This window comes from Roseateles sp. (assembly GCF_047654785.1).
Lineage (GTDB): Bacteria > Pseudomonadota > Gammaproteobacteria > Burkholderiales > Burkholderiaceae_C > Pelomonas.
Window position 1 is genome coordinate 243,800 of sequence record NZ_JASGKQ010000001.1, and the last position, 20,044, is coordinate 263,843.

21 protein-coding genes and 1 tRNA gene are annotated in these 20,044 nt (G+C 70.9%); 13 read left to right on the forward strand and 9 right to left on the reverse strand.

Annotation, left to right across the window (positions count from 1 at the left end):
• Window positions 1-291 precede the first annotated feature (291 nt).
• Window positions 292-1,833, reverse strand: a complete 1,542-nt coding sequence (locus QM788_RS01155; RefSeq protein WP_415659651.1) for a methyl-accepting chemotaxis protein — start codon at window positions 1,831-1,833, stop codon at window positions 292-294.
• A gap of 376 nt (window positions 1,834-2,209) precedes the next feature.
• Window positions 2,210-3,391, reverse strand: a complete 1,182-nt coding sequence (gene metK / locus QM788_RS01160) for a methionine adenosyltransferase (RefSeq protein WP_415659652.1) — start codon at window positions 3,389-3,391, stop codon at window positions 2,210-2,212.
• A 127-nt stretch (window positions 3,392-3,518) separates the two neighbouring features.
• Here metK and QM788_RS01165 point away from each other — a divergent pair, with 127 nt between their 5' ends.
• From QM788_RS01165 to QM788_RS01190, 6 genes are all read left to right on the forward strand, one after another.
• Window positions 3,519-4,385 (forward strand): lysophospholipid acyltransferase family protein, encoded by an 867-nt coding sequence (locus QM788_RS01165; protein WP_415659653.1) that lies wholly within the window; start codon window positions 3,519-3,521, stop codon window positions 4,383-4,385.
• Between the two features lie 64 nt (window positions 4,386-4,449).
• On the forward strand, window positions 4,450-5,289 hold the full coding sequence (gene dapF / locus QM788_RS01170) for a diaminopimelate epimerase (protein ID WP_415659654.1): 840 nt from the start codon (window positions 4,450-4,452) through the stop codon (window positions 5,287-5,289).
• Window positions 5,286-5,999 (forward strand): DUF484 family protein, encoded by a 714-nt coding sequence (locus QM788_RS01175; protein ID WP_415659655.1) that lies wholly within the window; start codon window positions 5,286-5,288, stop codon window positions 5,997-5,999. The genes dapF and QM788_RS01175 overlap by 4 nt, the downstream gene beginning before the upstream one ends.
• Window positions 5,996-6,919 carry a tyrosine recombinase XerC gene (locus tag QM788_RS01180; protein WP_415659656.1) on the forward strand — a complete coding sequence of 308 codons (924 nt, stop codon included), beginning with the start codon at window positions 5,996-5,998 and terminating at the stop codon, window positions 6,917-6,919. Before QM788_RS01175 ends, QM788_RS01180 begins: the two co-directional genes overlap by 4 nt.
• Window positions 6,920-7,041: 122 nt before the next feature.
• On the forward strand, window positions 7,042-8,505 hold the full coding sequence (locus QM788_RS01185) for a hypothetical protein (RefSeq protein ID WP_415659657.1): 1,464 nt from the start codon (window positions 7,042-7,044) through the stop codon (window positions 8,503-8,505).
• Window positions 8,502-9,683 (forward strand): class I SAM-dependent rRNA methyltransferase, encoded by a 1,182-nt coding sequence (locus QM788_RS01190; RefSeq protein ID WP_415659658.1) that lies wholly within the window; start codon window positions 8,502-8,504, stop codon window positions 9,681-9,683. Before QM788_RS01185 ends, QM788_RS01190 begins: the two co-directional genes overlap by 4 nt.
• A 16-nt stretch (window positions 9,684-9,699) precedes the next feature.
• Here QM788_RS01190 and QM788_RS01195 read toward each other — a convergent pair whose 3' ends face one another.
• The 3 genes from QM788_RS01195 to msuE are packed head-to-tail and all read right to left on the reverse strand — an operon-like array spanning window position 9,700 to window position 12,374.
• Complete coding sequence (locus QM788_RS01195) at window positions 9,700-10,737, reverse strand: methionine synthase (RefSeq protein ID WP_415659659.1); 1,038 nt, start codon at window positions 10,735-10,737, stop codon at window positions 9,700-9,702.
• Between the two features lie 41 nt (window positions 10,738-10,778).
• Entirely contained in the window at window positions 10,779-11,762 is a 984-nt protein-coding gene (locus QM788_RS01200) for a DUF1852 domain-containing protein (RefSeq protein ID WP_415659660.1), read from the reverse strand.
• Window positions 11,763-11,792: 30 nt separating this feature from the next.
• Window positions 11,793-12,374 (reverse strand): FMN reductase, encoded by a 582-nt coding sequence (gene msuE, locus QM788_RS01205; protein ID WP_415659661.1) that lies wholly within the window; start codon window positions 12,372-12,374, stop codon window positions 11,793-11,795.
• A 101-nt stretch (window positions 12,375-12,475) separates the two neighbouring features.
• Between msuE and QM788_RS01210 the strand changes: the two genes are divergently transcribed.
• A complete protein-coding gene (locus QM788_RS01210) occupies window positions 12,476-13,381 on the forward strand; it encodes a LysR family transcriptional regulator (RefSeq protein ID WP_415659662.1) in 906 nt (301 codons plus the stop codon).
• On the forward strand, window positions 13,378-13,524 hold the full coding sequence (locus QM788_RS01215) for an epoxyqueuosine reductase QueH (RefSeq protein ID WP_415660324.1): 147 nt from the start codon (window positions 13,378-13,380) through the stop codon (window positions 13,522-13,524). Before QM788_RS01210 ends, QM788_RS01215 begins: the two co-directional genes overlap by 4 nt.
• On the opposite strand, the gene QM788_RS01220 is transcribed toward QM788_RS01215, so the two are convergent.
• Genes QM788_RS01220 through QM788_RS01235 form a run of 4 tightly spaced genes read right to left on the reverse strand, consistent with a single transcriptional unit; the run spans window position 13,509 to window position 15,003 of the window.
• Window positions 13,509-13,721: a GNAT family N-acetyltransferase gene (locus QM788_RS01220; RefSeq protein ID WP_415660295.1), complete on the reverse strand. Its 213-nt coding sequence runs from the start codon at window positions 13,719-13,721 to the stop codon at window positions 13,509-13,511. The two genes, QM788_RS01215 and QM788_RS01220, sit on opposite strands and share 16 nt — an antisense overlap.
• A complete protein-coding gene (locus QM788_RS01225) occupies window positions 13,664-13,948 on the reverse strand; it encodes a hypothetical protein (protein ID WP_415659663.1) in 285 nt (94 codons plus the stop codon). Before QM788_RS01225 ends, QM788_RS01220 begins: the two co-directional genes overlap by 58 nt.
• Window positions 13,945-14,517 (reverse strand): NnrU family protein, encoded by a 573-nt coding sequence (locus QM788_RS01230; protein ID WP_415659664.1) that lies wholly within the window; start codon window positions 14,515-14,517, stop codon window positions 13,945-13,947. The genes QM788_RS01225 and QM788_RS01230 overlap by 4 nt, the downstream gene beginning before the upstream one ends.
• 21 nt (window positions 14,518-14,538) lie before the next feature.
• The gene (locus tag QM788_RS01235; RefSeq protein ID WP_415659665.1) at window positions 14,539-15,003 is read right to left on the reverse strand and encodes an Lrp/AsnC family transcriptional regulator; all 465 of its coding nucleotides are present in this window, start codon (window positions 15,001-15,003) and stop codon (window positions 14,539-14,541) included.
• Between the two features lie 128 nt (window positions 15,004-15,131).
• Here QM788_RS01235 and QM788_RS01240 point away from each other — a divergent pair, with 128 nt between their 5' ends.
• From QM788_RS01240 to QM788_RS01260, 5 genes are all read left to right on the forward strand, one after another.
• Window positions 15,132-16,226: a saccharopine dehydrogenase NADP-binding domain-containing protein gene (locus tag QM788_RS01240; protein WP_415659666.1), complete on the forward strand. Its 1,095-nt coding sequence runs from the start codon at window positions 15,132-15,134 to the stop codon at window positions 16,224-16,226.
• Between the two features lie 3 nt (window positions 16,227-16,229).
• Complete coding sequence (locus QM788_RS01245; RefSeq protein WP_415659667.1) at window positions 16,230-17,750, forward strand: aldehyde dehydrogenase family protein; 1,521 nt, start codon at window positions 16,230-16,232, stop codon at window positions 17,748-17,750.
• Window positions 17,751-17,780: 30 nt separating this feature from the next.
• Window positions 17,781-17,865, forward strand: a tRNA-Leu gene (locus QM788_RS01250).
• 105 nt (window positions 17,866-17,970) lie between these two features.
• Window positions 17,971-18,390 carry an HU family DNA-binding protein gene (locus tag QM788_RS01255; protein WP_415660296.1) on the forward strand — a complete coding sequence of 140 codons (420 nt, stop codon included), beginning with the start codon at window positions 17,971-17,973 and terminating at the stop codon, window positions 18,388-18,390.
• A gap of 332 nt (window positions 18,391-18,722) precedes the next feature.
• Window positions 18,723-20,024, forward strand: a complete 1,302-nt coding sequence (locus QM788_RS01260) for an HD-GYP domain-containing protein (RefSeq protein ID WP_415659668.1) — start codon at window positions 18,723-18,725, stop codon at window positions 20,022-20,024.
• Window positions 20,025-20,044: the final 20 nt, after the last annotated feature.

The following is a 20,044-nucleotide window of genomic DNA, read 5'->3' on the forward strand; positions in this document are numbered from 1 at the left end:
GTGCCTTGCCCGGTGAGCCCGGCGTGAAGGTCCGAGTTGTGGTGCTCTTCACAGGGACAGCGGCGAGAGCGCAGCGGGTCGCCTCGGGGCGCTCGTCGGGCGCTGGTTTTCGTGCGTGGCGCTTGCGCCAGGGTGCTGGCGTGCGGTTGGCGCCTCTTCTTTGGTGACTTTCTTCTGGCGCCGACAGAAGAAAGTTACCCGCCCGCCGGGGCGGGGTCCCGGCGCGGTGCACCGGGTCGAAAGGCTTCCCGCAAAAGCAGCCCCAGCTCCAGCCCCAACCAACAACCCCGGTCAAGTCCTGAACGTCGACACCAACCGCACCAACTCATCGGCCTGCTGGCGCAAGCTCTCCGCCGCCGCGGCGCTTTCCTCGACCAGCGCGGCGTTCTGCTGCGTGGCCTGGTCCATCTGCGTGATGGCCTCGCCGACCTGCGCCACGCCCGCGCTCTGCTCGCGGCTGGCCGCGCTGATCTCGCGCACGATGCCGGCCACGCGGCCGATGGACGTGACGACCTGCTGCATGGTGTCGCCGGCCTGGTTCACCAGCTCCGCACCCTGCTCGATGCGCTCGACGCTGTCGCCGATCAGGCCCTTGATCTCGCGCGCCGCCTCGGCGCTGCGCTGCGCCAGCATGCGCACCTCGCTGGCCACCACCGCGAAGCCGCGGCCCTGCTCGCCGGCCCGCGCCGCTTCCACCGCCGCGTTCAGCGCCAGGATGTTGGTCTGGAAGGCGATGGTGTCGATGGTGCCGATGATGTCGCCGATCTTGCGCGAGCTTTCCTCGATGCCGCGCATGCGGGCGACGGCCTCGCCCACCACCTCGCCGCCCTGCTGGGCCACACGGGTCGCGTCCTGCGCGAGGCGGTCGGCCTGCTCGGCGTTGTCGGCGTTCTGGCGCACGGTGGCGGACAGCTGCTCCATCGACGCCGCCGTTTCCTCCAGTGCGCTGGCCTGGGCCTCGGTGCGGGAGGACAGGTCGTTGTTGCCGGTGGCGATCTCGGCGCTGGCCGTGGCCACGCCGTCGGCGTTCTGCCGCACCGAGCCGACCAGGCCGCGCAGCGAATGCTGCATGCCGGCCAGCGCCTGGGCGAGCTGGGCGGTCTCGTCCCGGCCGGCGGCGCGGATGTCGCGCGACAGGTCGCCGCGGCCCACTTCCTCGGCCTCCTGGATGGCCACGCGCAGCGGCTGCACCACCGAGCGCGTGATCAGCCACGACGCCAGCGCGCCCAGGCCCAGGCTCACGGCGGCCAGCGCCAGCAGCAGCATCTGCGTGTGGCGGGCGCTGGCGGTGATCTCGTTCGTGCTGTGGCTGACGCGCTCGGCCTGGTAGTCGGTCATCGCGCCGATCTTGCCCAGGTAGGCGTCGGCGGCCGGCCGCATGCGCCCGTCCAGCGCCTGCATGGCCGCGGCGGTCTCGCCGGCCTTGAGCTGCGCGAAGACCTTGTTGCGCTCGTCGATGTAGGCCTGGCGGGCCGCCGCGATCTCGTCGAGCAGCCGCTTGCCCCTGGCGCTGTCGATCAGCTGGGTCAGAGATTCCTGCAGCTTGCTGATCTGGGCGCTGGTGGCCTTGATCGCCGGGGCGAAGGTGTCCTGCACCGGCCCGGAGCCGCCCGCGTGGGCCACCGCGTCGGTGCGGGTGATGTTCAGCAGCGTGTTGGTGCGCCAGTCCTGCGCCAGCGCCTGGCGGCGCTGCAGGTCCAGCAACTGCCCGATCTGCGGACCGACGCCGCCGATCTGCTGGTAGCTCAAGCCGACGGCGCCGGCCAGCAGCGCCAGCACGATGCCGAATCCCAGCGCCAGCCGGGCGCCTATCTTCAATGACTGAATGCTCATCCGCCTCTCCGGGGTTGCGGTCGGTACGCCGGAGAGCGGCGCACCTGGCCGGTGCGAGCCACTGTAGGGCGCCACCCCGCCGAGCAGGGGGTGGCGGGCCGGCAGCGATGAGCAATTCGGCCGCTTTTGCCGGCTTTTGGCGTGTTCTCCCTGTCGGGTTTGCGACAGTGGCGACGTTCTGGCGGCTGCGCTGGGTCGTTGGGGTCTCCGCTCACACCGCAAGCGAAGCGGTATGAGCCCAAGGTTTGCTGGCGCGAACGCGTGGCCTACAGCCCCGCCGCTGCGCGCAACGCTGGGTCGTTGTGGTCTCCGCTCACATCGCAAGCGATATGAGCTGCGCCCCAAAGCCCGAGGTTTGCTGGCGCAAACGCGTGGCTTACAGCCCCGCCGCTGCGCGCAGCGCTTGGGCTTTGTCCGTCCGTTCCCAGGTGAATTCCGGTTCCTCGCGGCCGAAGTGGCCGTAGGCGGCGGTCTTCGCGTAGATGGGCCGCAGCAGGTCCAGCATCTGGATGATGCCCTTGGGCCGCAGGTCGAAGTGCTCGTTCACGAGCCGGGCGATCTGCTCGTCGGGGATGACGCCGGTGCCTTCGGTGTAGACGGTCACGTTCATCGGCCGCGCCACGCCGATGGCGTAGGCCACCTGGATCTGGCACTGGCGCGCCAGGCCGGCGGCAACGATGTTCTTGGCCACGTAGCGCGCGGCGTAGGCGGCCGAGCGGTCCACCTTGGTCGGGTCCTTGCCGGAGAACGCGCCGCCGCCGTGCGGGCAGGCGCCGCCGTAGGTGTCGACGATGATCTTGCGGCCCGTCAGCCCGCAGTCGCCCTGCGGGCCGCCGATGACGAAGCGGCCGGTCGGGTTGATCAGGTATTTCGTGTCGGCCGTCAGCCAGGCCTTGGGCAGCACGGGCTGGATCAGCTCCTCGCGGATGGCCTCGTAGAACTCGGGCGTCATCTTGTCGCCCAGGCTCATCTCGGGGCTGTGCTGGGTGGACAGCACCACGGTGTCGATGCTGTGCGGCTTGCCGTCCACGTAGCGCATCGTCACCTGGCTCTTCGCGTCCGGGCGCAGGAAGGGCAGGCGGCCGTCCTTGCGCAGCTGCGCCTGGCGCTCGACAAGCCGGTGCGCGTAGTAGATCGGCGCGGGCATCAGCTCGGGCGTCTCGTCGCAGGCGTAGCCGAACATCAGGCCCTGGTCGCCGGCGCCGGTGTTCAGGTGGTCGTCGGAGGCGTGGTCCACGCCCTGGGCGATGTCGTTGCTCTGCTTGTCGTAGGCGACGAGCACCGCGCAGCCCTTGTAGTCGATGCCGTAGTCGGTGTTGTCGTAGCCGATGCGCTTGATCGTGTCGCGTGCGACCTGGATGTAGTCCACGTGCGCATTGGTCGTGATCTCGCCGGCCAGCACGACCAGGCCGGTGTTGCACAGCGTCTCGGCGGCCACGCGGCTGCGCGGGTCCTGCTCGAAGATGGCGTCCAGGATGGCGTCGGAGATCTGGTCGGCCACCTTGTCGGGGTGCCCTTCCGAAACCGATTCGGACGTGAAGAGGAAGTCGTTGGCCACTTTTAAACTCCTGAGTGATGGTGGGCGGCGTTGCCTGACCCCAGGAGGTGCGGCGAACGCTTTAGCAGGATTTGTGAATCGCCCCGCAAGTAGTTCATTAACTCGGCGATGCGCGAAGTATAGAAACATGGGCTGGCTTTTTCGTCTCTTGTCCCGCTGGCCGCTGGCCCTTTTGCACGGATTGGGTGCGGGCCTGGGCTGGCTGGTGTATGCCGCCTCGCCCACCTACCGCCGGCGCTTCCAGGCCAACGTGGCGCAGGCCGGCGTGCCCTGGGGCCGGGCGCGCCCGGCCATCGCCGCCGCCGGGCGCATGGCCGCGGAGCTGCCGTGGCTGTGGATCGCGCGCAAGGGCCGCCCCTTCGGCGGCCGGCTGCGCTGGGACGGCGGCGAGCTGATCGAGGCCGCGCTGGCCGGCAAGCGCGGCCTGGTGCTGCTGACGCCCCACCTGGGCTGCTTCGAGATCTGCGCGCAGGCCATCGCCGAGCGCTTCACGACGCCGGAGGCGCCCATCACCGTGCTGTACCGACCGGCGCGCCAGGCCGCGCTGCGCGAGGTGATGGCCGGCTCGCGCGAGCGCCCGGGCCTGGCGACGGCGCCCGCGTCGCTGGCGGGCGTGCGGCAGATGATCCGCGCGCTGCGCCGGGGCGAGGCTGTCGGCCTGCTGCCGGACCAGGTGCCGCCCGACGGCCTGGGCGTGTGGGCGCCGTTCTTCGGCCGCCCGGCCTACACGATGACGCTGGCCGCCCGCCTGGTGCAGCAGACCGGCGCGGCGCTGCTGCTGATCTGGGGCGAGCGGCTGCCGCGCGGGCAGGGCTTCACCGTCCACGTGCTGCCGGCGCCGGAGATTCCCGCGGCCGCCTCGGCCGAAGACGCGGCGGCCCTCGTCAACGCGGCCATGGAAGGGCTGATCCGGCGCGCGCCGGGCCAGTACCTGTGGGGCTACCACCGCTACAAGCAGCCGCGCGGGCTGGACATCGGCGCGGCGCCGGAGTGATGCCGCCCACCCCCTGCCGGCGTCGCCGCGCCCGGGCATGGCGCCGCCTGGATAATCCGGCGCCATGAAATTGCGCTTCACCAAGATGCAGGGCGCGGGCAACGACTTCGTCGTCATCGACGCGACGCGCGAGCCCTTCGCGTTGACGCCCGCGCAGATGCGGCGCCTGGGCGACCGCCGCTTCGGCGTCGGCTGCGACCAGATCCTGGTGATCGAGCCCGGCCGGGAGGCCGGCGCGGACTTCCGCTACCGCATCTTCAACAACACCGGCGACGAGGTGGAGCACTGCGGCAACGGCGCGCGCTGCTTCGCGCGCTACGTTGCCGACGCCGGCCTGACGGGCAAGCGCGAGATCCACGTCGACACGATGAACCGCCGCCTGCTGCTGCGGCTGCAGGACGACGGCCGCGTCACCGTGGACATGGGCGCTCCGGTGTTCGACCCGGCCGCGCTGGCGTTCGACACGGCGGGCCTGGCGCCGCGGCTGGAAAACGGCTTCGGGCTGTGGCCGGTGGACGGCGTCGAGTTGGCCGTGCTGTCGATGGGCAACCCGCATGCGGTGCAGCGCGTGGCGGACGTGGCGGCGGCGCCGGTGGCCACGCAGGGCCCGCGCATCGAGCGCCACCCGCGCTTCCCGCGCGGCGTCAACGCCGGCTTCATGCAGGTGCTGGCGCGCGACCGCATCGCGCTGCGCGTGTTCGAGCGCGACGCCGGCGAGACGCTGGCCTGCGGCACCGGCGCCTGCGCGGCGGTGGTCGCCGGCATCCGGCTGGGCTGGCTGGACGCGGCCGTGGAGGTGCAGACGCGCGGCGGCCTGCTGCGCATCGAGTGGGCGGGGGGTGATGCGCCGGTGCGCATGACCGGCCCGGCCGAGAAAGTTTTTGACGGAGAGATCACGCTGTGAGTTCCAACCCCGCCGCCGATGCGGTGCAAGGCATCACCGAAACCGACATCGCCAACTACCTGGCGGCCACGCCCGGCTTCTTCGAGCGCCACGCGGCGCTGCTGGCCACCGTGCAGCTGCAGCACCCGCACGCCGCGCGCGCGGTGTCGCTGCAGGAGCGCCAGGCCGAGATGCTGCGCGACAAGATCAAGGGCCTGGAGCAACGCCTGGTCGAGATGATCCGCAACTCGCAGGACAACGCAACAATTGCCGACCGGTTGCACCGCTGGACGCTGGCCGTCATGCGCGCCGCCGCGACGCCGGCCGCGCTGCCCGAGGTGCTGCTGAGCGAGCTGCGCCACCAGTTCCTGATTCCGCAGGCCAGCCTGCGGCTGTGGGGCGTGGCGCCCGCGCACGAGGCGGCCGAGTTCGCCGCCGCGGTCAGCGCCGACGTGAAGAGCTTCGCGTCCAGCCTGAGCCAGCCCTACTGCGGCGTGAACTCGGGCTTCGAGGCCGCGCGCTGGCTGGGCCTGTCCGAGAGCGGCGGCACCGCCACGTCGCTGGCGCTGATCCCGCTGGCGCAGCCCAGCGCGAACGAGGGCAAGCCCTTCGGCCTGCTGGTGCTGGGCTCGCCCGACCCGACGCGCTACACGGCCGAGATGGGCACGGACTTCCTGACCCGCGTCGGCGAGATCGCCAGCGCCGGCCTGGCGGGCCTGCTGGCCGCATGACCGAGCTGCCGGCGGACTACCGGGACTACCTGCAGCACGCCCGCGTGCAGCAACGCCTGAGTCCGCGCACGCTGCGCCTCTACACGGACGGCCTGCAGCGCCTGCAGGCCCTGCTGGCGGATGCGGCCATCGACGCGCGCGCGCTGACGCTGGCCCAGGCGCGCCGGCTGGCCGCGCAGCTGCACCGCGAGGGCCTGGCGCCCAAGTCCATCGCGCTGCAGCTGTCCGTCTGGCGCAGCGCCTACCGTTGGCTGGGGCTGCAGGGCCGCGTCGCGCTGAACCCGTTCGACGGCCTGCGCGCGCCCAAGGCGCCCCGGCCGCTGCCCAAGGCGCTGGCCGTGGACGACGCGGTGCAGCTGGCCGCCCATGCGCCCGGCGAGGCCGCCGATGCGCGGCTGGAGGCGCGCGACCGCGCGCTGGTGGAGCTGCTCTACGGCGCCGGCCTGCGCGCGGCCGAGCTGATCGGCCTGGACGCGCAGGCCAGCGGCAGCGCCGCCGGCTGGGTGGACCTGCAGGCCGCCGAGGTGCATGTGCTCGGCAAGGGCGGCAAGCGCCGCAGCACGCCGCTGGGCCGCGCGGCGGCCGAGGCGCTGCGCGGCTGGCTGGCCGTGCGCGGCCAGCTCGCCGCGGCGGGCGAGCCGGCGCTGTTCGTCGGCGCGCGCGGCCACCGCCTCGCCGGCTCCACGCTGCGCGCCATGCTGGCGGCCCGCGCGGTGCAGGCCGGCATGCCGGCGCACGTGCATCCGCACATGCTGCGCCACAGCTTCGCCTCGCACCTGCTGCAGTCCAGCGGCGACCTGCGCGCCGTGCAGGAGTTGCTGGGCCACGCCCACATCACGACCACCCAGGTCTACACCCAGCTGGACCACCAGCACCTGGCGCGCATCTACGACGCCGCCCATCCACGCGCAAAGAAATGAACCACCCCCTACCGGCTGCGCCGGCCCCCTCAAGGGGGCGCCGCCCACGGCCCGGCAAAGCCGGTGCCGTGGCGGCCGCTCGAGTTGTCGCGGCGCTCTTCGCGCTCGCTCCGGGGCTCGTCGTGGCGACGCCCGACGACGCGCCTTTCGCGCGCATCGACACCGTGCGCCCGGCTGCCGTGGAGGCCAGCTGGACGCGCATGAAGATGCCCGACGGCGGCCGCACGGCGTTCGCGTCGCTGAGCTACCTGATGGCCTACGGCGACGACTGGGGCTTCGGCCCCGGCTTCTACGGCACGGCCAAGGGCAACTACGGCGGCATCTTCACGGTCGGCTTCACCGGCCAGCGGCGCTGGCGGCTGTCCGGCAACACGCACCTGGCGGCCAGCCTGTACGTGGGCGCGGGCGGCGGGCTGTCGAGCCGCGAGATGCGCTTCGGCGGCGGGCTGATGCTGCGGCCCGAGCTGTCGCTGCGCACCGAGACCGGCGGCTGGTACACCGGCATCGGCGTCTCGCAGATCCGCTTCCCGAGCGGCAACGTGAAGAGCGGCGTCGGCCTGGCGCTGACGCTGGGCCGCACGATGGACTTCGTCAGCTTCTCGCCCGACGACGCCGGCAAGCCCGCGCGCGCCGGGCGGCGCAGCGGCCTGGGCTTCGACGAGATCGCGCTGACCGGCGGCTTCGACAGGCCGCGCGCCGCCAGCCGCAACCGCAGCGGCCAGCCTTACGCGGGCCGGGTCGGCAAGGCCGGCGCGGAGCTGCGCCAGTACGTCGCCGACGGCAGTTGGTGGGGCGTGGAGGCGTCCGGCGCGGCCAAGGGCGGCGTGGACGGCTACATGGAAATCCTCGGCCAGATCGGCCAGGACTGGCCGCTGTTCGGCACGCCGCGGCTGCGCATCGGCGGCCAGCTGGGCGCGGGCCTGGGCGGCGGCGGCAACGTGGACAGCGGCAACGGCTGGCTGCTGCGCGGCGGGCCGACGCTGCGCTGGATCACGCCCTGGGGCCCCAGCCTGCGGCTGGACGCCGGCTACACGCATGCGCCCAGCGGCGCCTACCGCGCGCCCTATCTGCGCGCCGTGCTGGCGATGCCGCTGGACCGCACACCCACGCTGATCGGCGACGACCCCGGCGGCACCGTGCGCGTGCAGCAGCTCGGCGCCAGCGTCATGCACCTGCCGCGCATGCGCTTCAAGGACGGCCGCCGGGAGGCCGTCAGCCACCTGGCCGTGGGCCTGTCGCGCGAGTTCTCGCCGCGCGTGTACGGCACGGCGCAGGCGGGCAGCGCGGCGGCGGGCAGCGCGGGCGCCTACTCCTTCGGCCTGTTCGGCCTGGGCGTGCAGAGCGAGCCGCTGCCGGGCGGCCTGCGCGTCGGCGCGGAGCTGCTGGTGGGCGCGGCCGGCGGCGGCGGCGTGAAGGTGGGCGGCGGCGCGGTCACGCAGGCCGAGGCCTGGGCGCAGTGGGCGCCGGCCGAGCGGCTGCGGCTGCGCGCCGGCCTGGGCTGGTTCCGCACGCTGCGCGGCGGCGACCAGTCCACGCCGATGTCGCACCTGCAGCTGAGCTACGCGTTCGGGGCGCTGCAGCGATGAAGAAGATCAGGCTGCGGCCCGGCAAGGAGCGCTCGCTGCTGCGGCGCCACCCCTGGGTGTTCGAGAGTTCCGTCGCCCGCGGCGGCGCCGACGCCGGCGAGACGGTGCGCGTGGAGTCGGCCGACGGCGCCTTCCTCGCGTGGGCCGCGTTCAGCCCGGCCTCGCTGATCCGGCTGCGCGCCTGGAGCTTCGACGAGGCCGAGCGCATCGACGCGGCGTTCTTCCGGCGCCGCATCGAGCAGGCCGTCGCGATGCGCGCGCGGCTGGCGATCGCGTCGGACGCGTGGCGGCTGGTCCACGGCGAGGCCGACGGCCTGCCGGGCCTGGTGGTGGACCGCTACGGCGACACGCTGGTCGCGCAGTTCGGCAGCGCCGGCGCGGAGCGCTGGAAGGGCGCCATCGCCGACGCGCTGCTGGCGGCCACCGGCCTGGCGCGGCTGTACGAGCGCTCCGACGCGCAGGCGCGCGAGTGGGAGGGCCTGCCCGCGCAGACCGGCTGGCTGCGCGGCGCGGGCGGCACCGCGCTGACGATCCGCGAGCACGACTGGCGGCTGACGCTGGACGTCGCCGAGGGCCACAAGACCGGCTACTACCTCGACCAGCGCGACAGCCGCCGCCGCTTCGCCGACGCGGTGCGGCAGTACGGCTGCCGCACGGTGCTGAACTGCTTCAGCTACACCGGCGGCTTTTCGGTCGCCGCGCTGGCGGGCGGCGCGGCGCACGTCGTCAGCGTGGACTCCTCCGGCCCGGCGCTGGCGCGCGCGCAGGCGCATGTGGCGCTGAACGGCTTCGACGCGGGCCGCCACGAGGCCTGGGACGCCGACGTCAACGCCACGCTGCGCCGCTGCCTGGCCGAAGGCCGTCGCTTCGACGCCATCGTGCTCGACCCGCCCAAGTTCGCGCCCACCGCCGCGCACGCCGAGCGCGCCGCGCGCGCCTACAAGGACATCAACCGGCTGGCCTTCCTGCTGCTGAACGAGGGCGGGCTGCTGTACACCTTCTCGTGCTCGGGCGGCATCGCGCCCGACCTGTTCCACAAGATCGTCGCCGGTGCGGGGCTGGACGCGGGCGTGGACGGCTACATCGTCGACCGCCTCTCGGCCGCCGCAGACCACCCGCAGACCGTGTGCTTCCCCGAGGGCGACTACCTGAAGGGGCTGGGGCTGCTGAAGCGGTAGCGGTGGCGGACGGGCGTCACGCGCGGGCGAACCGCTCCCTGGCCAGCCTCGTTCCCGCGGCCAGCGCTTCGAGCTTGCGCCACGCCACGTCCCGCGCCATCGGCGCCAGGCCGCAATTCGTGCAGGGGAACAGCCGCTCCTTCGGCACGAACTGCAGCGCCCGGCCGATGGTGTCCGCCACGTCCTCCGCGGTCTCGACCACGTCGCTGGCCACGTCGATCACGCCGACCAGCACGTCCTTGCCGGCCAGCAGCTTCATCAGGTCGGGCGGCACATGCGAGTGGATGCATTCCAGGCTCACCTGGTCGATGCTGCTGCGGGCCAGCGCGGGGAACACCGCCTCGTACTGGCGCCACTCGTCGCCCAGCGTGCGCTTCCAGTCGGTGTTGGCCTTGATGCCATAGCCGTAGCAGATGTGCACCGCCGTCTTGCACCTCAGGCCCTGCGCCGCGCGCTCCAGCGCCCGCACGCCCCAGTCGGCGGCGTCCTTCATGTAGACATTGAAGGCGGGCTCGTCGAACTGGATGATGTCGACGCCGTCGGCCTGCAGCGCGAGCGCTTCCTGGTTCAGCAGTTCCGCGAACGCGAAGGCCATCTTGACCCTTCCTTCGGCGTCGCCGCCGTAGAAGCGGTCTGCCACCGTGTCGACGATGGTCATCGGGCCCGGCAGCGTGAACTTCAGCTTCTTCTTGGTGTGCGCACGCGCCAGCTGCGCTTCGAAGGCATGCACGCGGCCCTTCAGGCGCAGGGCCGACACCACTTGCGGCACCATCGCGTCGTAGCGGTTGTCGCGGATGCCCATCTTCACCTTGTGCTCGAAGTCGATGCCCTCGACCTGTTCGAGAAAGCCGTGCACGAAATGCTGGCGCGACTGCTCGCCGTCGCACACGATGTCCAGGCCGGCGTCTTCCTGGGCCTTGATCCACAGCAGGGTCGCATCGGCCTTGGCCTGGCGAAGCGCATCGCCTTCGGCCCGCCACTGCGGCCAGAGCTTGTTGGTTTCAGCAAGCCAGGCCGGCTTCGGCAGGCTGCCGGCGATGGAGGTTTCGAACATCTTGGAATCCTTCGTCATTGAATCGTTGGGCGCGTGGCCAGTCATCCGGCGTAATAGGCGGCCCAGTGCGCCAGGACGGTCTTGTGCGGCTTGATGAAATGCTCTTCGGTGAATTTCCCCTGCTTGACCGCCAGCTGGCTGCGCTCTTCCCGGTCATAGACGATCTGTGTCGATGAGTAGTCCGGATTCGTGAGGCTCGGGCGGTACAGCTTCCCGGCCGCAGAGTTGGCGTTGTAGATCTCGGGGCGGTAAATCCTCTGGAAGGTTTCCATCGTGCTGATCGTGCCGATCAGTTCAAGATTGGAATAGTCGCCCAGCAGGTCGCCGACGAAATAGAAGGCCAAGGGCGCCACGCTGCCGGAGGGCATGAAGAAACGAACCTGCATCCCCATCTTCTCGAAATACCGGTCGGTGGAGGAGAACTCGTCCTGCTGGTATTCGACGCCCAGGATGGGGTGCTGATTCTCGGTCCTGCGGTAGGTCTTGCTGCTCGAGGCGCTGATGCAGATCACCGGCGGTTTTTTGAAGCGCTCCTGGTAAGCCTTCGAGTTCAGGAAGTGCTTGAACAGCTTGCCATGCAGGTCGCCGAAGTCGTCCGGCGTGCTGAACGTGGGCTTGTCGCGGTTGTGCTCCAGCAGCAGAACGCTGAAGTCGTAGTCGCGCACGTAGGAGGAGAAATTGTTCCCCGCGATGCCCTCGATACGCTCGCCGGTTTTCCTGTCGACGATATGCGGATGCAGGATCTCGATCAGCGGGAAGGCTTCGCCGCGCTCGCCGGCCCCGACGCGCATCTCGACGGACACGATGTCAAGCTCTACGGCGTAGCGGTCTCCCGTCGGATTGTCCCAATGCGCCAGGGCGTTGAAACGGTTGTCGATCATCCGCAGCGTGTTGCGCAGGTTTTCCTGGCGCCTTTGCCCCCGGGCGAGATTCGCGAAGTTGGTCGTCGTGCGCGTGCTCTCCGACGGCTGGTAATGCTCATCAAAACGAAGGGTCTTGATGCTGAATTCGAAAACGTTGCTCATGTGGGTTCCAACTTCTGGATAAACAGGGTGTCAGGCCGCGGCCAATTCCTGGACCGTTCCAAATTTCGCCCGGCGCATCAGCTCGATCAACGGCAATCCCCGTTGGACCGCTAGGTGGGCCCGCTCGATCAGCGCCTTGTCCTGCACGCGGTGGTCGGCGAAATCCTTGTCGGTCGCGTAGACGCCCAGCGGCAAGGTGCGGGCCTGGAAGAAGCTGAACAGCGGCCGCAACTGGTGGTCGATCACCAAGGCATGGCGCTCGCTGCCGCCGGTGGCCGCGAGCAGGATGGGCTTGTCGACCAGGGCGTCCTGGTCGATGAAGTCGAAGAAATGCTTGAACAGTCCGGTGAAGGAGCCGCGGTAGACCGGCGTCGCCACCACCAGCACGTCGGCCTGCTCGACCGCGGCGAGTTCCCGCTCCACCGCAGCGGGCAGTTGGGAGCGCCACAGCGCACCGGCGAACTGCGGCGCGAGCTGGCCCAGCTCGACCAGGCGCTGTTCGCACGGGATGGCTTCCGCAATCAGGTCCAGCAAGTGTTCCGTCAAGGCGGTGGACCTGGAGGGGCGCTGCATCCCGCCGGAAACGGCGACCAATCGGAGGGGGCGAATCATGGTTGTTGTCATCGGCATGGCAAGGGACGCGAATGCTAGAGACGCGGATTAATGACGTAAAATGGTTTGTTTTCAATGATTCATGAATATGGTTCATCCGAATGCTTGAGCGCATCCACCTCACCATCGTTCAGCAGGTCGAGAAGCAAGGGTCGCTGACGGCCGCCGCGGGCGTGCTCCACCTGACCCAGTCGGCGCTGAGCCACAGCATGAGAAAGCTGGAGCAGCAACTGGGCACCGACGTCTGGCTGCGCGAAGGCCGGAGCCTGCGGCTGACGCAGGCCGGCCAGTACCTGCTGGCGGTTGCGAACCGGGTGCTGCCGCAGCTGAACCTGGCCGAAGAACGCCTGGGCCAGTTCGCGCAGGGCGAGCGCGGTGCGCTGCGCATCGGCATGGAATGCCATCCCTGCTACCAGTGGCTGCTCAAGGTGGTGTCGCCCTACCTGGCCGCATGGCCCGACGTGGATGTGGACGTGAAGCAGAAGTTTCAGTTCGGCGGCATCGGCGCGCTGTTCGGCTACGAGATCGACCTGCTGGTCACGCCCGACCCGCTGTTCAAGCCAGGGCTGAAGTTCGAGCCGGTGTTCGACTACGAGCAGGTGCTCGTCGTGGCCAAGGGCCATGCGCTGGCTTCGGTGGCCCATGTGAGGCCGCAACAGCTGACCCAGGAAGTGCTCATCAGCTACCCCGTGGACATCGAACGCCTGGACATCTACACCCAGTTCCTGCTACCCGCCGGCGTCACGCCGCGGCGCCACAAGGCCATCGAAACCACGGACATCATGGTGCAGATGGTCGCCAGCGGCCGCGGCGTGGCTGCGCTGCCGCGCTGGCTGGTCGAGGACTACGCGGCCAAGATGGACGTGGTGCCCGTGCGGCTGGGCGCGCGCGGCATCGCCAAGCAAATCTTCCTGGGCGCACGCGAGGCGGACATGGCGATCGACTACGTGCGCGCCTTCATCGAACTCGCCCGCCAGCCGGCCGCTGCCCAAGGAGCCCGCCCATGAACACCCACGCCGGCCGCCAACCGCTGCCGCCCTACCTGCAGGAGGGCCCGCGCAAGGTGCTGCTGCACTCCTGCTGCGCGCCGTGCTCCGGCGAGGTCATGGAAGCCATGCTGGCCACGGGCATCGACTACCTGGGCGAATAGCCTTCGAGCATGAAGCCGCAGCGGCGGGCGAGGGCGATGGAGATGGAGGCGGCGTTGCCGGGCTGGATGTTGGCCTCGACGCGGTGCAGGCCGAGGTTCCTGAACGCATGCGTCACGACGGCGTTCAGCCCCTGCGTCATCAGCCCGCGGCCCTCGAAACCCGCGAACGCGAAGTAGCCCAGGTAGCCGCTGCGCAGCGCGCCATGACGACGTTCGTCAGGTGGACGGCGCCGGCCAGTTCGCCTTCCGCCACGACGACGAAGCCGTGATGCGCCACGCCGTCGAAGCGGGCCAGGTAACGCGCGAAGGCTTCGGCGTCGCAGGGCGCCGTGACCCAGGGCCGGTGCAGGCGGCGGCTGGCGCGGGCGGCGGCGGTGAAGGCGCTCGCGTCGGCGGCGCCGACGGGGCGGATGGCGGCCCTCACCGGCCCAGCGGCGCGATGCCCAGCCAGGCCGCGTGCGCCCAGAACGCGAACAGCGCCCACAGTGCCGCGCCCGCGACGATCGTGAGCAGTGTGCCGGCGGCGGTGGGCGGCGCCAGTGGCGGCGCGGGCCGCCGCCGCGCCGCGCGGAAGACGAGGATGGACCAGACCAGGAAGCTGCCGAACAGCATCACGTCGGCCAGCGTGTTGTTGGCGATCAGGTGGGCGAAGGCCCAGGTCTTGACCGCCAGCGTCATCGGGTGCTGCAGCTTGGCCCGGATGTGGTTGCGCGGCACGTAGGCCGCGGCCAGCAGGACCATGGCGACGAGCATCAGCGCCGCCGCGAGGTGGTTCATGCCGCGCAGCGGTGGCCACAGCACGACGGGCTGCTGCCGCGCCAGCGCGTAGCCCCACAGGATCAGCCCGAAGCCGAGCAGCGACACGAGGGTGTAGAGCCCCTTCCAGCCCAGCGCGCCGAGGCGGGCTATCTGCGCCGCGCGCCAGTTCGACGCCAGGGCGCGGGTCAGGTGGATGCCGAGGAAGAGGGCGAGGCCGAGGGCGAGCCAGGTCATCGTGAGTCTCCGGTTCAGGGTTCAGGTTTGTCTGTCCACACGCAGCGCCAGCACCACCGAGCTGTTGGTGCGCAGCACGCCGTCGATGTCGCCGATCTCGTCGAGCAGCGCGTCGAGGCGGGCGGTCGTGTCGGCGCGCAGCAGCGCCATGTAGTCGAACTCGCCGCTGACGCTGGCGAGCTGGCGCAGCTCCGGCAACTCCGACAGGCGCCTGACGACCTCGCGCCCCGCCTTCGGGCTGACGCTGATGCCGACGAAGGCCTGCACGCCGCGCCCGGTCTCGTCGCCGCCCAGCCGCGCCGTGTAGCCGACGATGCGCCCGCCCGCCTCCAGCCGCGCCAGCCGCGCGACGACGGTGGTGCGCGCCACGCCGAGCTTGCGCGCCAGCGTCGCCGTGCTCTCCCGCGCATTGGCCTGCAGCAGCAGGATCAGCCGGCGGTCGAGCTCGTCCGGTGGCGGGCTGGTGTTTACCCGTGATTCATCCATAACGGCGAATCATGGTGACGAATCGTCGATCGAGCAATTGATTTCGTCGGATCAGCGCTTTCTTTCGTCGCGGCAGCTGCCTAGAGTCCGCGCCAGCGACACCCCCCCTTTTTGACGAAAGCCCCACCATGAAGATCGCCCTGCTCGGCGCCGGCCACATCGGCCAGACCATCGCCCGCCTGCTGCACGCCACCGGCGACTACCAGGTCACCGTGCTCGACAAGAACCCCGCCTACCTGAAGGTGCTGGCCGACGAAGGCATCGCCACGGCCGAGGTGGACAGCGACCACCGCGCCGCGCTGGTCGCGCAGCTGCGCGGCAAGGACGCGGTCGTCAACGCGCTGCCCTACCACTTGGCCATCACCGCCGCCGGGCTGGCGCTGGAGTGCGGCTGCCACTACTTCGACCTGACCGAGGACGTGGCCGCCACCAAGGCCATCAAGGCCATGGCCCGGGGCGCCAGGACGGCCTTCATGCCGCAGTGCGGCCTGGCGCCGGGCTTCATCGGCATCGTCGCCCACCACCTGGCCAGCGGCTTCGACACCGTGCGCGACGTGCAGATGCGCGTCGGCGCGCTGCCGGCCTTCCCGACCAATGCGCTGAAGTACAACCTGACCTGGAGCGTGGACGGCCTCATCAACGAGTACTGCCACCCCTGCGAGGCCATCCACGACGGCGAGACCATCGCCGCGCTGCCGCTGGAGGGCCTGGAGCACTTCAGCCTGGACGGCACCGAGTACGAGGCCTTCAACACCTCGGGCGGCCTGGGCACGCTGTGCGAGACCTGGGCCGGCAAGGTGCGCAACCTGGACTACAAGACCGTGCGCTACCCCGGCCACCGCGACCTGATGCAGTTCCTGCTCGGCGACCTGGGCTTCAAGGGCGACCAGGAGAACCTGAAGTCCGTGATGCGCAAGAGCATGCCGGCGACCATGCAGGACGTGGTGCTGGTGTTCGTCACCGTGTCGGGCATGAAGAGCGGCGTGCTGCTGCAGGAGGTGTTCGCGCGCAAGATCTTCGCCACGCGCGACGGCGCGCAGCCGCTGTCCGCGATCCAGATCACCACGGCCGCCGGCATCTGCGCCGCGGTGGACCTGTTCCGCGAGGGCAAGCTGCCGCAGAGCGGCTTCGTCCGGCAGGAGGAGGTCCGGCTGCCGGACTTCCTCGCCAACCGCTTCGGCTCGGCCTACCAGCAGAGCCGCCAGGTGGAGTCCATCTCGTAAAGAATGCCGGCCATGAAGCAACAGACCCTTTCCCTGCTCGGCGCCCTGGGCGTCACGCTGCCGGCCGCCGGCGACCTGACCGTGCGCTCGCCCATCGACGGCGGCGTGCTCGCGCAACTCCCCGCCGCCGGCGCCGCCGAGATGCAGGCCGCCGTGGGCCGCGCGTCCGAGGCCTTCAAGGCCTGGCGCGTCGTGCCCGCGCCGAAGCGCGGCGAACTGGTGCGCCTGCTCGGCGAGGAGCTGCGCGCCCACAAGGCCCAGCTCGCGCAGCTCGTCTCCATCGAAGCCGGCAAGGTGGCGAGCGAAGGCCTGGGCGAAGTCCAGGAAATGATCGACATCTGCGAGTTCGCCGTCGGCCTGAGCCGCCAGCTGCACGGCCTGACCATCGCCAGCGAGCGCCCCGGCCACCGCATGATGGAGCAGTGGCTGCCGCTGGGCGTGGTCGGCATCATCTCGGCGTTCAACTTCCCCGTCGCCGTGTGGTCGTGGAACGCGGCGCTGGCGCTGGTCTGCGGCGACGCCTGCGTCTGGAAGCCCAGCGAGAAGACGCCGCTGACCGCGCTGGCCACGCAGGCGCTGTTCGAGCGCGCGCTGGCGGCCTACCGCGCGGCCGACCACGCGGCGCCGGACGGCCTCAGCGAGCTCGTCATCGGCCGCGCCGATGCCGGCGAGGCGCTGGTGGACGACGCCCGCGTCGCGCTGGTCAGCGCGACCGGCTCGACGCGCATGGGCCGCGCGGTCGGCCCGCGCGTCGCGGCGCGCTTCGGCCGCTGCCTGCTGGAGCTGGGCGGCAACAACGCCATCATCGTCACGCCCAGCGCCGACCTGGACCTGGCCGTGCGCGGCATCCTGTTCGGCGCCTACGGCACGGCCGGCCAGCGCTGCACGACGACGCGCCGCGTCATCGCGCACGAGAGCATCCACGACGCCCTCGTCGAGCGCCTGGACCGCGCCCGCGCGCAGCTGCCCATCGGCTCGCCGCTGGAGGCCGGCACGCTGGTCGGCCCGCTGATCGACGCGCAGGCCTTCGACGCGATGCAGTCCGCGCTGAAGGCGGCCCGCGAGCAGGGCGGCCAGGTCAGCGGCGGCGAGCGCGCGCTCGAGCAGCGCCACCCCGACGCCTGGTATGCCGTGCCCGCGCTGGTGCGCATGCCGGCGCAGACCGAGGTGGTGCGCCACGAGACCTTCGCGCCCATCCTCTACACGCTGAAGTACCGGACTCTGGACGACGCCATCGCGCTGCAGAACGACGTGCCGCAAGGCCTGTCGTCGGCGATCTTCACGACCGACCTCCGCGAGGCCGAGGCCTTTATGAGCGCGGCGGGCAGCGACTGCGGCATCGCCAACGTCAACATCGGCACCTCGGGCGCGGAGATCGGCGGCGCCTTCGGCGGCGAGAAGGAAACCGGCGGCGGCCGCGAGAGCGGCTCGGACGCCTGGAAGGCCTACATGCGCCGCACGACCAACACGGTCAACTACTCCAGCGAACTGCCGCTGGCCCAGGGCGTCAAGTTCGACCTCTGATTTCTGGGCTATAGTCCGGCCTCCCTGAAAGCCCAGGTGGCGGAATTGGTAGACGCACTAGTTTCAGGTACTAGCGGGTAACTCCGTGGAGGTTCGAGTCCTCTCCTGGGCACCAAGACAAGCCAAGAAGCCGGCGCGAGAGCGCTGGCTTCTTTTTTTGCCGCCGCGCGTGCAGGAGTCGCGCAAGACGGCGCCCCGCGTGCCGCCTGCGCGTGGGGCCGTGGACCGCGATGGGCCACAATCGCGCCCGCCCGAGCCGTTCGGGCGCGTTTTGGACGAGAACTCCCGCATGAACAAGACCGATCTGATCGAACACCTGGCCGCCAAGCACGAGCTGAGCAAGGCCGAAGCCGGCCGCGTCCTCGAGACCCTGCTGGACGCCATCGTCACCACCGTCAAGAAGGGTGGTGCCGTGTCGATCCCGGGCTTCGGCTCCTTCAAGCAGCACGCCCGTGCCGCCCGCAACGGCGTGAACCCCAGCACCGGCGACAAGATCAAGATCGCTGCCGCCAAGCTGCCCAAGTTCACCGCCGGTGCCGGCTTCAAGGCCGCCGTGGATCCCAAGGCCGCCGCCCGCAAGGCCGCTGCGAAGCCGGCCGCCAAGCCGGCCAAGCCCGCCGCCAAGGCCAAGAAGAAGTAATTGCTTCTGCCGTGAGCGCACGCGGCGCCGGGCCCGCCATCGGCGGCGGGCGCCACGGCCCAGTCGCCGCGCTGCGTGCGCCCGCTCACTCCCCGCCGCCACCCTGAGCCCGCGAAGGCGCGCATTCCTCCGCGTTTGGCCCCGAGGCGGTTGGACATGCCGGGCAGGTTCAGGCGCTAAGCTCCCGCAAGGGCTGCGGACGGGGCGATTCCCCGAGCGTTCGCGGCCGTGATGGGCTGATTCGACAAGTAGGGCAGGAGACCGGTTCCAGGACCGTCGGCGCGGTGCCGATGCGGGAACTGCGGGAGGCCCGGCGTACGGGCTGTGAGCGAATGCAGGACAGATCAAACGATCCGCTGATCGACGTCAGCCAACTGGCCGTCGGGATGTTCATCCATCTCGACCTGGGCTGGATGTCGCATCCATTTCCGCTGTCGAGCTTCAAGATTGCGTCCAGCGATCAACTCCTGACCCTGCGCCGCCTGGGCCTGACCCAGGTGCGCTGGAGCCCCGCGAAGAGCGACCTCCTGCCGCAGCCCCGCCAGGGGGCATGGCTGGCCGACCGCGCCGCCGCAGATGCGGTCGCCGTCGAGGCGGGCGCCGAGCCGCCCAGCGCCGCCGAACTCGCCCGCGAGGCCCACCGCCTCGCCCTGGCGCGCCAGCGCGAGGCGCTGCGGCTGTGCGAGGCCCAGTACGCCGAGGCCGCGGAGGGCGTGCGCCGCGTCATGGGCCAGGTGCAGGCCGAGCCGCAGCAGGCCCGCGTCCAGGTCGAGCACCTGACCACCGCGCTGCTCGACAAGATGCTCGTCGAGGGCGATCTCAACATGCGCCTGCTCAACGAGGGCGCGGGCGACCGCAGCACCGCGCACGCGCTCAACGTGTGCATCATCGCGCTGCTGCTGGGCCGCACCTTCGGCCTGGGCCGCGAGGAGATGATGGACATCGGCGTCGGCGCGTTGATGCACGACGTCGGCAAGCTCGAAGTGGCCGCGCGGCTGCGCCACCGCGACGAGAGCTTCACGGCTGCCGAGACCCAGGCCTACCAGCAGCACGTCGCCAAGGGCGTGGCCATCGGCCAGGCCATGGGCCTGGCGCCCGCCCCGCTGCTCATCGTGGCCCAGCACCACGAGCACGCCGACGGCAGCGGCTTCCCGCAGAAGATCGGCATGGACCGCATGAGCACCGGCGCGCGCATCGTCGCGCTGGTGAACCGCTTCGACGGCCTGTGCAACCCGCTGATCACCTCCAAGGCGATGACGCCGCACGAGGCGCTGTCGCTGATGTTCGCGCAGGGCCGCAGCCGCTTCGACGCGACCATGCTGAACGCCTTCATCCGCATGATGGGCGTGTACCCGCCGGGCTCCACGGTGCAGCTGACGGACGACCGCTACGCGCTGGTCGTGTCCGTCAACTCCGCCCGCCCGCTGAAGCCGCGGGTGATGGTGCATGACCCCCGGGTTCCCCGCGACGAGGCGCTGGTGCTGAACCTCGAGGACATGCCCGACCTCGGCATCCGCCGCAGCCTGCGGCCGCAGGACCTGCCCCGCGCGGCGCTCGACTACCTGAGCCCGCGCACCCGCATCGCCTACTTCTTCGACGCGGTGGACACCGGGCCCGGGGAGCTGGCCGCGTGAGCGCGGCGCGCCGGGGCCGC

Bases quoted from the DNA above. Each gene is read 5' to 3' on its own strand.
- QM788_RS01240 (WP_415659666.1), top strand. From the start codon at position 15,132: ATGAAGATCGCCCTGCTCGGCGCCGGCCACATCGGCCAGACCATCGCC.
- msuE (WP_415659661.1), bottom strand. From the start codon at position 12,374: ATGATTCGCCCCCTCCGATTGGTCGCCGTTTCCGGCGGGATGCAGCGC.
- QM788_RS01210 (WP_415659662.1), top strand. From the start codon at position 12,476: ATGCTTGAGCGCATCCACCTCACCATCGTTCAGCAGGTCGAGAAGCAA.
- QM788_RS01155 (WP_415659651.1), bottom strand. From the start codon at position 1,833: ATGAGCATTCAGTCATTGAAGATAGGCGCCCGGCTGGCGCTGGGATTC.
- QM788_RS01180 (WP_415659656.1), top strand. From the start codon at position 5,996: ATGACCGAGCTGCCGGCGGACTACCGGGACTACCTGCAGCACGCCCGC.
- QM788_RS01235 (WP_415659665.1), bottom strand. From the start codon at position 15,003: ATGGATGAATCACGGGTAAACACCAGCCCGCCACCGGACGAGCTCGAC.
- QM788_RS01195 (WP_415659659.1), bottom strand. From the start codon at position 10,737: ATGTTCGAAACCTCCATCGCCGGCAGCCTGCCGAAGCCGGCCTGGCTT.
- QM788_RS01230 (WP_415659664.1), bottom strand. From the start codon at position 14,517: ATGACCTGGCTCGCCCTCGGCCTCGCCCTCTTCCTCGGCATCCACCTG.
- QM788_RS01215 (WP_415660324.1), top strand. From the start codon at position 13,378: ATGAACACCCACGCCGGCCGCCAACCGCTGCCGCCCTACCTGCAGGAG.
- QM788_RS01200 (WP_415659660.1), bottom strand. From the start codon at position 11,762: ATGAGCAACGTTTTCGAATTCAGCATCAAGACCCTTCGTTTTGATGAG.
- dapF (WP_415659654.1), top strand. From the start codon at position 4,450: ATGAAATTGCGCTTCACCAAGATGCAGGGCGCGGGCAACGACTTCGTC.
- QM788_RS01245 (WP_415659667.1), top strand. From the start codon at position 16,230: ATGCCGGCCATGAAGCAACAGACCCTTTCCCTGCTCGGCGCCCTGGGC.
- QM788_RS01165 (WP_415659653.1), top strand. From the start codon at position 3,519: ATGGGCTGGCTTTTTCGTCTCTTGTCCCGCTGGCCGCTGGCCCTTTTG.
- QM788_RS01260 (WP_415659668.1), top strand. From the start codon at position 18,723: ATGCAGGACAGATCAAACGATCCGCTGATCGACGTCAGCCAACTGGCC.
- QM788_RS01190 (WP_415659658.1), top strand. From the start codon at position 8,502: ATGAAGAAGATCAGGCTGCGGCCCGGCAAGGAGCGCTCGCTGCTGCGG.